The organism is Microbulbifer guangxiensis (assembly GCF_021729075.1).
GTDB lineage: Bacteria > Pseudomonadota > Gammaproteobacteria > Pseudomonadales > Cellvibrionaceae > Microbulbifer > Microbulbifer guangxiensis.
Genome location: NZ_JAJSAQ010000006.1, coordinates 258,215 through 270,176, shown reverse-complemented (window position 1 = coordinate 270,176; position 11,962 = coordinate 258,215). Strand labels below are relative to the sequence as shown.

Here is an 11,962-nt window from a genome sequence, read left to right as displayed (position 1 = left end):
TACACAATGAAGTCAAGAGGCTTTACCCTGATTGAGGTTCTGATCACAGTCGCGATCGTGGCGATATTGGCCGCGGTTGCGATTCCGTCTTATCAGGATTCGGTCAGGAAGTCGCGTCGCTCAGATGCGATTTCGGCACTGTTGAAGTTGCAGCTGGAACAGGAAAAGTTTCGTGCTAATTGCCGGTTTTACGCGGGATCGTTGGATAGCGCGGCCAGCTGTGGCACTGATGCCGCAAGCAGCAGTTTGAGCTTCAGCGGTGTCAGTGAGAATGGCTTTTACGATATTTCGGTGACGGCGGCTAGCGGGAATGGATATACCCTCACGGCTGTCCCCACAGGCAGCCAGGTGGCCGATACGGATTGTAACCCTATCCAGTATGTCCATCCGGCCGGTACCAAGACGCCGGTGGAGTGCTGGGACTGAATCTGGTCTGGGGGCGGGGCCGCTCGGTCTCAACTCGCTGGCGCGAGTTGATCGGGTCTGGGGAGGTTAGTCCACAGCCCGGGCCAAACAAAAATGCTGGTTGTGGCCGGTGGGGTTTGGTACGGGGGAGGATGGACTCCAAAAACGCTATGGCGTTTTTGGCCCCTGCGGGCGCGCGGCTGCGCCGCTCGGTCTCAACTCGCTGCGCGAGTTGATCGAACCAGGGGAGGTGCGTCCACCGCCCGAACTTGCCATACAAAAAAGGCCCCATCCTTTCGGAAGGGGCCTTTCTTTGTATGGCGCGCTCGGGAGGATTCGAACCTCCGACCGCCTGGTTCGTAGCCAGGTACTCTATCCAGCTGAGCTACGAGCGCGTCGTTGTGGTTGCGAACTATAGTGAGTTGTCTTGGTGTAGTCAACTCTTTTTTTAAGTCTTTTGGCGAAAAAAGTCCTTAAAAATCCGCAAGTTACCGGGTTTCAGTGCCTCCCTCGGGGAGGGCCTTCGACCTCGATAGGGCGCGCATTCTGCCTCGGGTTTGCGGGCTTTGCAAGCCCTAATTTCAAAAACTTACGGACTCTCTGGCTCATGGCTTTTACGGCGACCAGAGAGGACCTCTGGCCGGCTCTGCCGAGCGCTCAAGCCCCTTCTCCAGTGGCTTTCAGCGGTTAAAGAAGTGCAGTAGCGCTCTGAGTGACCGGGTATTGAGGACATCATCGGTCTCCAGCCAGCCACGGCGGGCCTGGTCTATGCCGAAGCGCAGGTTGTCGAAGCCGCGGGTGCTGTGGGCGTCCGCAGCGATGGAGACTTTGACGCCCAGGTCGCGGGCCATGCGGCAGCCCTCGTCGGTGAGATCCAGTCGTTCCGGTTGTGCGTTGAGCTCCACTGCGCAGCCGCGCTCTGCGGCTGCCTGCAGAATTCTCTCCAGGTCGATGTCATAGGCTTCACGGCGATTGATGAGCCTTCCGCTGGGGTGGGCGAGGATATGGCAGTGGGGGCTGTCCATGGCGCGCAGGATCCGCTCCGTCTGCTTTTTGCGGGACAGGTCGAACTTGTGGTGTACGGCGCAGAGGGTGAAGTCGAGTTCTTCCAGCACGCTGTCGGGCAGGTCGAGTTTGCCGTCCTCGCGGATCTCCACCTCAATGGATTTCAGCAACCTCAGCCCGCTGAGCTGGTCATTCAGCTGGTCAATGGCGGTCAACTGCTTGCGCAGGCGCTTTTCATCCAGGCCGTTGGCCACCCTCAGGTGCTTAGAATGGTCGGTGATGGCGAGGTACTGGAGTCCCGCCTCCTGAGCCGCCTTGGCCATGGCGCGGAGGTTGTCGTGACCATCGGTGGCATCCGTATGGGTGTGCAGGTTGCCCCGCAGGTCCTTCAGTGTCACAAGGTCGGGGAGGCGACCGTCCCGGGCTGCCTCCAGCTCGCCGTGGTTCTCCCGCAGCTCGGGCGGGATGAGTGGAAGGCCAACGGCCTTGTACACGGAGTTTTCCGTTTTGCCGGCAATGCGCTTGTCGCCGTCGAATACACCGTACTCGTTGATCTTGTAGCCCATCTTCTGGCCAAGTTTGCGCACGGCAATATTGTGGTCCCTGGAGCCGGTGAAGTAATGCTGAGCTGAGCCGAAACTGACCTGCGGTACTACCCGCAAGTCGACCTGCATACCGGAGCGCAAATACACGGTGGAACGGGTCTCGCCCTGCGAGGCGATCTCTTCCACCTCGTCATATTTCGTAAAGTGTGCCATAACGTCATTGTCGCTCCCTGCGGTGACCAGAATATCGAGGTCACCGACGGTTTCCTTGCGTCGCCGGTAGCTGCCGGCGATGACGATGTCTTTCACTCCTCTGGCTTTATGCAGGTATTTCACCAGCGGCGTGGCGATCTGCTCGGCTACAACGAGCTTGGTGCGATGTTCCGAGCCCGAGAATTTTTTCAACCGCCGGCGGATCTTTTCCTCGCTTTTTTCGCCGAAACCCTCCACCTCCTGCACCTTGCCGCTGTCAACGGCTTCCTGCAGTTCTTCAAGGCTGTCGATGCCCAGTGCCTCATGCAGGGCCTTCACGCGCTTTGCGCCGAGCCCCTGGATTTTCATCAGTTCACTGAGGGCCGGGGGAGTCCGCTCCTCGACTTCATCCAGCAGCGGCAGTTCCCCACTGGCGACCAGGACCCGGATCTTTTCGGCTAGGTCGTCGCCAATATCCGGCAGCTCGGTGAGGTCGACATCTTCGGCAAGCAGGTCTGCCATGCTGCGGGGATATCCGCGCACGGTGCGGGCGGCATTGCGATAGGCGCGAACCCGGAAAGGGTTGGCGCCCTCGATTTCCAGCAGGTCGGCGAGACGATCGAACCGATCGGCAATTTCGCTGTTGTGTACCGGCATGGCGACAGGCTCTCTCCGTGTAAAGGCGCGAGGTAGCCGGTGCAGTATAGGAAGAAGGGGTGGCCCGAGGCCGGTGTCAGGTCCAGGCCCGGTTTGCCGGTTGTGAGGGATGGTTCAGGCAGCGATCGTGTCAGAGGTTCCCGACAGCTGGCGCGCAAAAGCGGCCTCGATGGGGGCTGCTTCCCGGTGGCGTTTGATCTCCTCGAAAAAGCGCTGTGCCTCCGGATAGCCGAGCTTCAGGTAGGCCAGCCACTGCTTGATCCGGTTGCCCAGGTATTTCGCCGGGTACTCCTCGCGGGTGGTGCAGTAGTAATCCCACAGCACTGCGGCCACCTGCTGCCACGTCATGGGCTCATAGGCCTCTCCTGCACAGAAGGCCCGGATCTGCAGGGGCAGGTCGGGTCGGGCGAGCAGGCTGCGGCCGAACATGAAGGCGTCACAGCCGGTGACGGCGCGACAGCGCCGGAATTCCTCCACGGTCCAGATGTCGCCATTGGCTACCACGGGAATGGCCAGTGCCTCGCGGATCTCGCCGATGTACTCCCAGTAGGCGGGGGGGCGGTAGCCATCTACCTTGGAGCGCGCGTGCACGGCCAATTCACTGGCTCCGCCATTTTCAGCGGCGCGGGCATTGTCCATATAGCTGGATCGGTCCTGGTAGCCGAGGCGGATCTTGGCAGTGACCGGGATTTCAGCGGGTACGGCGCTGCGCACGGCACCCACAATGGCCTCCACCCGATGGGGACTCTGCAGCAGGCAGGCGCCGCCATCGCTGTTATTGACGGACTTGGCGGGGCAGCCGAAGTTGAGGTCGATCGCTTTCGCCCCAGCGGCCACCGCTCGCGCGGCATTGACGGCCATGGCCTCGGGATTGCCGCCGAGGAGCTGCAGGCGCACGGGTACTCCGGCGGGTGTCTCCGCCCCTGCGTCCAGCTCGGGGCACAGTCGCTGGAAGACCCGGCGCGGCAGGCGTGTATGGGTGACCCGCACGAACTCGGTGACGCAGATGTCGATACCGCCGATCGCGGACAGCAGGGCGCGCACATGGTGGTCGATGACTCCTTCCATGGGTGCCTGGTAAATGCGGGGAATCAGGTTCTGTGTCTCGCGGGTCATAATTTAACGGGATGGCCATTGCGGGGTAGGGGCATTAGGGCGATTATTTTAACACTGAAGGCGGCCCGGTCGTAATATGCTTCATTGCCGAATCGGGATCTGGTTTCGATGGTTATGACGCTATCGATAAAAGCTTTTTATCGTTGCGGCTGAAACTAATAAGTGTTTGATTTCAAAAGGTTGTTGTATTGATAATAGCGGCCGCCTTTGCGGATATAGGGGAAAATAGTGCAAGAGACGCTACTACAACAGGGATTGGACATCACACTCTTCGGTATGGGAGTTGTCTTCTCCTTTCTGCTTCTGCTGGTCATCGGTACCGGCATCATGTCCCGCATCATTGTTCGAAATTTTCCCGAGCCTGAATCCATTCCCTCAACACGTCCCAGTGGACTGGGTGACGAGGCGCGGCTGCGTGCCATCGCCAAAGCGGCAATCGAGCAACACCGCAAGCGCAAGTAGTAAGCATCGGAAAAGACGCAGCCTTTCAGAATAATTACCGAGAGAGATAACCCATGACTGAGGTAAAACAACCCTTGGGGATTACCGATGTGGTCCTGCGCGACGCGCATCAGTCACTTCTGGCCACCCGCATGCGACTGGACGATATGCTGCCAATCGCAGAAAAGCTCGACCAGGTGGGATTCTGGTCCCTCGAGTCCTGGGGCGGCGCCACCTTTGATGCCTGTATCCGCTATCTGGGGGAAGATCCCTGGGAACGTATTCGCGAGCTGAAAAAGGCCATGCCGAATACGCCGCAGCAGATGCTGTTCCGCGGCCAGAATATTCTCGGTTACCGCCACTACGCCGATGACGTGGTGGAAAAATTTGTCGAGCGCGCAGCGGAGAACGGCGTAGATGTTTTCCGCGTATTCGACGCCATGAACGATATGCGCAACCTGCAGACAGCGTTGCAGGCGGTGAAAAAGCAGGGCAAACATGCTCAGGGCACCATTTCCTACACCGTAAGCCCGGTACATACCATGGACCTGTGGGTGGACCTGGGGCGGCAGCTCGAGGACATGGGCGCGGACTCCATTGCGATCAAGGACATGGCCGGTCTGCTGCGACCCTACGAGGGCTATGAGCTGGTCAAGCGCCTGAAGGCGGCTGTGGATATTCCCATTCACATGCAGTGCCATGCCACCACCGGCCTCTCCACTGCGACAGCGCTCAAATGCATTGAGGCGGGTATCGACAACGTGGATACTGCCATCTCCTCCATGTCCATGACCTACGGTCACAGTCCGACCGAGACCCTGGTGGCCATTCTCGAGGGTACCGACCGCGACACCGGACTGGATATTCATCTGCTGGAGGAAATCGCGGCGTATTTCCGCGAGGTGCGCAAGAAGTATGCGAAGTTCGAGGGCTCGCTGCGTGGAGTCGACTCTCGCATCCTGGTGGCGCAGGTGCCCGGCGGCATGCTCACCAATATGGAAAACCAGTTGCGTGAGCAGGGCGCCGCGGATCGTCTCGATGAGGTACTGGAGGAGATTCCACGCGTACGCGAGGACCTCGGCTTCATTCCGCTGGTGACTCCCACCTCCCAGATCGTCGGTACCCAGGCGGTATTGAATGTCCTTACCGGCGAGCGCTACAAGTCGATCTCCAAGGAAACCGCCGCGGTACTCAAGGGCGAGTATGGTGCTACACCTGCAGACGTGAATAAAGAGCTGCAGGCCCGGGTCCTCGAGGGTGCCGAACCAGTGACCTGCCGCCCGGCCGATTTACTGTCCCCGGAACTCGACAAGCTCAGCGAAGAACTGCGCGAAAAAGCTGGCGCCGATGATATTGCCCTGGAAGAGGGTGAGCGCCAGATCGATGATGTGCTCACCTATGCACTCTTCCCGCAGATTGGTCTCAAGTTCTTGAAAAATCGCGATAACCCGGATGCTTTCGAGCCAGTGCCCACGGGCGCGGCCGAGCACGCCGTCACCAATGACAAGGGTGAAGGAGTTTATACCGTCACCGTTGAAGGTAAGACCTATAGCGTGACCGTGAATGATGGCGGCGATGTGACCAATATGGCCCCGGCATCCGCTGCCCCGGCAGCAGGCGCTGCTCCGGCGCCCGGCAGTGGCGGTGAGCCGGTCTCGGCCCCTCTTGCCGGAAACATCTTCAAGGTGCTGGTTAAGCCCGGTGATCAGGTCACCGAGGGGCAGACGATCGTCGTGCTGGAGGCCATGAAAATGGAAACCGCAGTGAGCGCCCCCCGTGCCGGAAGCGTTACTACCGTGTCGGTCAAAGAGGGCGACTCCGTGGCGGTGGGCGATGACCTGCTGTCGATCGCGTGAAGGCCTTGAAAGGAGTCGCTCGTGGATAATCTGTTAAACCTCTGGCTATCCTCCGGCGCCTATCAAATGGCGTCGGGCCAGTTCGTCATGATTCTGGTGTGCCTGGGACTGCTGTTCCTGGCCATCCGCAAAAACTTTGAACCCCTGCTGCTGGTGCCGATCGGCTTCGGCGGTATCCTGGCCAATATTCCCGGCGCCCACTTGGCGCTGTCTGCGGCTGAGACTGCCGTTGTGGCCGGGGATAGTGGTGTGCTCCTGCAGCTGGCCCAGTTGCTGGGGCTGGAAAACCTGGCTTCCACCACGGCCATGAAAGAGGCCCTCGGCAATGCGCCGGCCTCGGTGCAGGCGCAGGCTGCTGTGTTTGCGCAGGATGCCGGCTACAACAATGGCATGCTGTATAACTTCTATAGCGTGGCTATTGCCTCCGGCGTTGCACCGCTGGTGATTTTCATGGGGGTCGGCGCCATGACGGATTTCGGTCCGCTGCTTGCCAACCCGCGTACCCTGTTTCTCGGCGCCGCCGCGCAGTTCGGCATTTTTGCTACGGTCCTCGGGGCGGTGGGGCTTTCTGCGGCGGGGATTATGGATTTCTCCATCGCCGACGCGGCGGCGATCGGTATCATCGGCGGTGCGGATGGGCCCACGGCGATTTACGTGTCCAGCCTGCTGGCGCCGGATCTGCTCGGTGCCATTGCCGTTGCCGCGTACTCCTATATGGCACTGGTACCGCTGATTCAGCCACCGATTATGCGCGCTCTCACCACCCCGGAAGAGCGGCGTATTGAAATGGTGCAACTGCGCCATGTCACCAAGCGCGAGAAAATCACCTTTCCACTACTGCTACTGATTCTGGTGGCGTTGTTCCTGCCGGATGCCGCACCGCTGCTCGGTATGTTCTGCTTCGGTAACCTGATGCGTGAGTGCGGCGTGGTCTCTCGTCTGTCAGACACAGCGCAGAACGCGCTGATCAATATCACCACCATTTTCCTCGGGCTGTCTGTGGGCTCGAAGCTGGCGGCGGACAAGTTCCTGGACCCGAAGACCCTGGGCATCCTGGCGCTGGGAATCGTGGCATTTGCGATCGGTACCGCCGCCGGCGTGCTGATGGCTAAGCTCCTGAACCTGGTGAGCAAACACAAGGTCAATCCGCTGATCGGCTCCGCTGGTGTATCGGCAGTGCCGATGGCGGCGCGAGTCTCCAATAAGCTGGGCCTCGAGGCCAACCCACACAACTTCCTGTTGATGCACGCCATGGGCCCCAATGTGGCGGGGGTGATCGGCTCTGCCGTTGCCGCCGGCGTGATGATCACCATGGTGCGGGCGATGACAGGCTGATCCGGCAATCTGAATGTGTAAAGAGCGGGCTTTGGCCCGCTTTTTTGTTGCCTGCGTTCTGCAGCAGTTGCCGGGCGCTGACCTGCTGGTCGACCGGGTATCAGTGGACTGACGTAGCCGTGGTATGATGGGCGCGTTTTTGTTCACTGGGGCGCCAGCGGCTGCCCGGAGGAGAGGTAATGTCCTGGTTGGGAGCGGGGATTGGCGCCGGTATCGGCATGGTGTTCGGCGGCCCTATCGGCGCGGCGCTCGGCGCCTGGATCGGTAGTTCGTTTGGTTCGGGGCTGCGCAATGTCGGTGATACTGCCAAGCTCAATCGAGATGGCGCGCAGGCGGTGTTTATTGTCACGCTGTTCTCCATGCTGGCCAAGATGGCCAAGGCCGACGGGCAGGTGTCGAAAGCCGAAGTCGATCTGATCGACGATTTCATCAAGAACAATCTGCGCCTCGGTGAGGAGGAGCGTGCGGAAGCGATCCGTATCTTCCAGAACGCCAAAACCGACTCCTACAGCATTTACGATTACGCCAAGCAATACCGGCAGCTGGTGCGCAACCAGGCGATGCGTGAGGTTGTATACCGCCTCTTGTTCGCCGTTGCCCATGCAGACGGGCAGCTTCACCGTGCGGAGGAGGAGATCCTGCGCCGGATTCCCACCTACCTGGGCCTGCATGAATCCATCTTTTCCGCGATGGCCGGCGAGTTTGGAAACCGCGGCGCCAGTTCCGCGGTCAGTCTGGAGCAGCACTACGCGGTACTCGGCTGCTCACCGGATGTGAGTGATCGGGAGCTGAAACTCGCCTACCGCCGCAAAGCCGCAGAGTTCCACCCGGACAAGATCGCCTCCAAGGGGCTGCCGGACGAGTTCCTGCGTCATGCAGAGGATCAGATGAAGAGCGTGACCGTGGCCTACGAGACGATCGTAGCCGCGCGCAAACGCTCTGCGGCCTCCGAGACCGCCTGACGATCAAGTTTCCAATGAAGCCGGGCAGGCTGTCCGGCAAAATTCGCAGACCAAAGAAGTAGCGTGAGAGAGCAGCATGAGCCTTGCAAAACAGATTGAGGAAAAGCTCGTGGCAGAGTTTGCCCCTGTGCATATCGATGTGCAGTGTGAGAGCCATCTACATAATGTGCCGGCGGGCTCTGAAATGCATTTTCGTGTGGTACTGGTTTCTGAGCAGTTCGATCAATTGAGAAAAGTACAGCGCCATCAGAAAGTGTATGGCGTGCTGGCCGAAGAAATGGCGGGCCCCATTCACGCCCTGGCCTTGCATATCTTCAGTCCGGAAGAGTGGCAGGGGCAGGCGCCGGAAAGCCCGCAATGCCTGGGTGGTGAAAAGAAGTCCTGACTCTTTTCCTTTTTGTCTTTGTCGCGGGAAGTCTCAATCTTCCCGCGGCAAACCGGCCCTGACCGAATTCCTGTCTGACGCCAAAATTGGCTTATCTGTCGTCTCCCGCAGAGTGTGTCTTCTCTCCTCTTCGCTCTGGCAAGTCCCTTCGCAAAAGTTCATTTCGTAGCGATGAGCGCGCATCGATCTGACATGGGCAATTTCGCTGCAAGCGGTAGATATTGCTGGCAAATCACTAATGGGGTGACAGCTCAGCCTCGGTTTTTAATGAATTAGGTGCCTTTTTTTCCTGTCTGTCAGCTGAATTAATAAGTAAAAAATGCGACAAAAAAATAAATAGCGCGCCAAAAAAGATGAATGGGTGCCATTGCTACGCAAAAGTTCCACGATGGGGCAGTGAAGTTGGGTGTTTTTTCTACAGCTGTTTTTTTTCGTGTCTATGCTGAAAGTGATTGGGTTAATTGCTGTTCAATTTGCCGAATATCAATGGAGTATCACCTATGAAAATGACGCGCATTCTGACACCTCTGGCCCTTGCTGTATCCGCCATGGTTGGAGCGCAGCAGGCACTTGCTGGACCTTCGGGTTATGCACCGCCAATGCCCTCGGGTCCGGCCCCCATCTATGAAGCAGGCACTGTTGTGTTCCGCTTGGGTGGTGCCTATGTGGATCCGGATGACACCTCGGTTAACCTGCGGAATCCGGATATTTTTCCGGAATTCCAGGGGCTGTCGGTTGATCTCGACTCTGAGTGGTCGTGGCAATTCAGTGCCATGGTCATGCCGATCGATCACTTCGGTATCGAGTACCAGTATGACGGCGAGTCCGGTCACAGCCATGACATCACCTTCAATCAGTTTGGCGAAGAAGTGCTTCGTCGCAAGATCGACAACAAGGATCTCGATAGAACGACTCAGTTGCTGACCTTGAACTGGTTCCCGGTATGCAAAGAGTCCTGGATCCAACCGTATGTTGGATTCGGCGCTGTCTATACGGATTTTGACAGTGTGAATACCAGTGAGGTCATCAATGAGTTCCTGGCAGACAATGCCGATGCCATCGGGCCTGCCCGCTACAGCATCAGCGATAGCTGGGGCTGGACCGGTCAGGTAGGTGTCGACATCATCCTCGGCCGTGAGAGCAATTGGCTGGTGAACGCCGCCGTGCGCTACGACGACGTAGATCTGGATTCGTCCTTGACATATGCCGTTGAAGGTCTCACCCAAGACGATCCCCAGGAAACCCGGACCTTCCTGAACTCGGTCAGATCCGAATTTGATCCGGATCCGTGGGTATGGACTGTTGGTGTGGGCTACAAATTCTGATAGCCCACTCTACCAAGGATGGGGAAAAAGGCGCTTCGGCGCCTTTTTTCGTGCCTGCGGAAAACCCTCTGGGCGTTGTCCCATATTCTTCCGAAAGGTCCGGCCACTATCGATTGCTGGGGAATGAAAACTGCGCCCCCTCACGGAGGTCGCTTGCTGGCCAGCGCTGGGTGATGGTCTTGCGCTTGGTGTAGAAGCGCACCGAGTCCGGCCCGTAGGCGTGCAGGTCCCCAAACAGGGAATGTTTCCAGCCGCCAAAGCTGTGGTAGGCCACCGGAACCGGCAGGGGCACGTTGATACCGACCATGCCAATCTTGATATTGTCCGCAAAGTAACGGGCAGCCTCGCCGTCGCGGGTAAAAATACAGGTGCCGTTACCGTACTCATGTTCATCGATAATCTGCATGGCTTCCTGCATAGTGTCAGCACGCATGACACACAGTACCGGGCCGAAAATTTCCTCGGAATGAATCACCATGCCCGGCTTTACCTTGTCGAACAGGCAGGCGCCCAGGTAGTTGCCGTTCTCGAAACCTTGCACCTGAAGGCCGCGGCCATCAATCACCAGTTCCGCGCCTTCCTCCACGCCTTTGGCGATATAGCCGGTGACTTTTTCCAGGTGCGGACGGGTGACCAGCGGGCCCATGTCATTGGCGTTGTCGAGGCCGTCGCCCACTTTCAGCGTTGCAATCTGTGCCTTGAGTTTTTCGACCAGCGCATCGGCCGTGGTATCGCCAACAGCAACCACCACCGAAATGGCCATGCAGCGCTCGCCACAGGAACCGTAGGCGGCGCCCATCAGTGCGCTGGCGGCGTTATCCAGGTCGGCATCGGGCATGACGAGAGCGTGGTTCTTGGCGCCGCCAAAGGCCTGCACCCGCTTTCCGGATGCGGTGCCGGTGGTGTAGATATACTCGGCCACCGGTGTTGATCCGACGAAACTGACGGCCTGGACCCGCCTGTCGGTAAGCAGGGTATCCACGGCTTCCTTGTCGCCGTTGACCACGTTCAGGACTCCCGGCGGAATGCCGGCCTCCAGGCCCAGTTGCGCGATGTACAGGGCAGCACTGGGATCCCGCTCGGACGGTTTCAGCACAAACGTATTGCCGCAGGCCACGGCCATCGGCCACATCCACAGGGGTACCATGGCGGGGAAGTTGAAAGGCGTGATCCCGGTACAGACCCCGAGAGGCTGGAATTCGCTCCAGGAGTCGATTCCAGGGCCGACATCCCGGCTGTGCTCGCCCTTGAGCAGCTCCGGCAGGGCACACACGTACTCCACGTTTTCGATGCCGCGCTGGAGTTCTCCCATGGCGTCATTCAAGACCTTGCCGTGCTCGCGGGTGAGTAGCTGGCAGATCTTGTCGGCATTCTGCTCCAGCAGGTCCTTGAGGCGGAACATGATGCGGGTGCGCTTGATCGGCGGCACCGAGCGCCACTCCGGATAGGCGGCTGCGGCTTCGGCAATGGCTTTTTCGACCGTGGCTTTGTTGGCCAGGGCAACCCTTGCCTCGACCTCGTTGGTGGACGGGTTGGCGATCTCCCGGAATCGCGCCCCCTCGGTGACGATCTCACCGTTGATCAGGTGCCCGATGGTATGCATGGTTGGCTCCTCCATGTTGCCTGCGACGCAGGCCTTCCTTTTTATTCCGTTGCGGGGTTACCGCAAAAACCGCAGGAACAATGGCCCGCTAGCGGCTTTCAGGCCTTTGAGTCGGCCCTTGAAATGATTTCTGTG

General features: G+C 59.0%; 10 protein-coding genes and 1 tRNA gene. 7 read left to right on the top strand and 4 right to left on the bottom strand.

The window, feature by feature from the left end:
• Nucleotides 1–6 precede the first annotated feature (6 nt).
• Complete coding sequence (locus tag LVD12_RS14385; RefSeq protein WP_255771933.1) at nucleotides 7–426, top strand: type IV pilin protein; 420 nt, start codon at nucleotides 7–9, stop codon at nucleotides 424–426.
• 297 nt (nucleotides 427–723) lie between these two features.
• Here the strand turns inward: LVD12_RS14385 and LVD12_RS14380 are convergent.
• The 3 genes from LVD12_RS14380 to LVD12_RS14370 all read right to left on the bottom strand — a co-directional run bounded on the left by LVD12_RS14380 (nucleotide 724) and on the right by LVD12_RS14370 (nucleotide 3,920).
• A tRNA-Arg gene (locus tag LVD12_RS14380) sits at nucleotides 724–800 on the bottom strand.
• Between the two features lie 285 nt (nucleotides 801–1,085).
• The gene (polX, locus tag LVD12_RS14375) at nucleotides 1,086–2,804 is read right to left on the bottom strand and encodes a DNA polymerase/3'-5' exonuclease PolX (protein WP_237068418.1); all 1,719 of its coding nucleotides are present in this window, start codon (nucleotides 2,802–2,804) and stop codon (nucleotides 1,086–1,088) included.
• 114 nt (nucleotides 2,805–2,918) lie between these two features.
• Nucleotides 2,919–3,920, bottom strand: coding sequence for a tRNA dihydrouridine synthase (locus LVD12_RS14370; RefSeq protein ID WP_237068417.1), 1,002 nt, complete (start codon nucleotides 3,918–3,920; stop codon nucleotides 2,919–2,921).
• Between the two features lie 228 nt (nucleotides 3,921–4,148).
• Here LVD12_RS14370 and LVD12_RS14365 point away from each other — a divergent pair, with 228 nt between their 5' ends.
• The 6 genes from LVD12_RS14365 to LVD12_RS14340 all read left to right on the top strand — a co-directional run bounded on the left by LVD12_RS14365 (nucleotide 4,149) and on the right by LVD12_RS14340 (nucleotide 10,224).
• Complete coding sequence (locus tag LVD12_RS14365) at nucleotides 4,149–4,382, top strand: OadG family protein (protein WP_237068416.1); 234 nt, start codon at nucleotides 4,149–4,151, stop codon at nucleotides 4,380–4,382.
• A 53-nt stretch (nucleotides 4,383–4,435) separates the two neighbouring features.
• A complete protein-coding gene (gene oadA / locus LVD12_RS14360; protein ID WP_237068415.1) occupies nucleotides 4,436–6,217 on the top strand; it encodes a sodium-extruding oxaloacetate decarboxylase subunit alpha in 1,782 nt (593 codons plus the stop codon).
• 21 nt (nucleotides 6,218–6,238) lie between these two features.
• The gene (locus tag LVD12_RS14355) at nucleotides 6,239–7,552 is read left to right on the top strand and encodes a sodium ion-translocating decarboxylase subunit beta (RefSeq protein ID WP_237068414.1); all 1,314 of its coding nucleotides are present in this window, start codon (nucleotides 6,239–6,241) and stop codon (nucleotides 7,550–7,552) included.
• A 179-nt stretch (nucleotides 7,553–7,731) separates the two neighbouring features.
• Complete coding sequence (gene djlA / locus LVD12_RS14350; RefSeq protein WP_237068413.1) at nucleotides 7,732–8,514, top strand: co-chaperone DjlA; 783 nt, start codon at nucleotides 7,732–7,734, stop codon at nucleotides 8,512–8,514.
• Nucleotides 8,515–8,590: 76 nt separating this feature from the next.
• Entirely contained in the window at nucleotides 8,591–8,899 is a 309-nt protein-coding gene (locus LVD12_RS14345) for a BolA family protein (RefSeq protein WP_237068412.1), read from the top strand.
• Nucleotides 8,900–9,399: 500 nt separating this feature from the next.
• Nucleotides 9,400–10,224 carry an OmpW/AlkL family protein gene (locus LVD12_RS14340; protein WP_237068411.1) on the top strand — a complete coding sequence of 275 codons (825 nt, stop codon included), beginning with the start codon at nucleotides 9,400–9,402 and terminating at the stop codon, nucleotides 10,222–10,224.
• Nucleotides 10,225–10,330: 106 nt separating this feature from the next.
• On the opposite strand, the gene LVD12_RS14335 is transcribed toward LVD12_RS14340, so the two are convergent.
• Complete coding sequence (locus LVD12_RS14335) at nucleotides 10,331–11,827, bottom strand: CoA-acylating methylmalonate-semialdehyde dehydrogenase (RefSeq protein ID WP_237068410.1); 1,497 nt, start codon at nucleotides 11,825–11,827, stop codon at nucleotides 10,331–10,333.
• Between the last annotated feature and the right edge of the window lie 135 nt (nucleotides 11,828–11,962).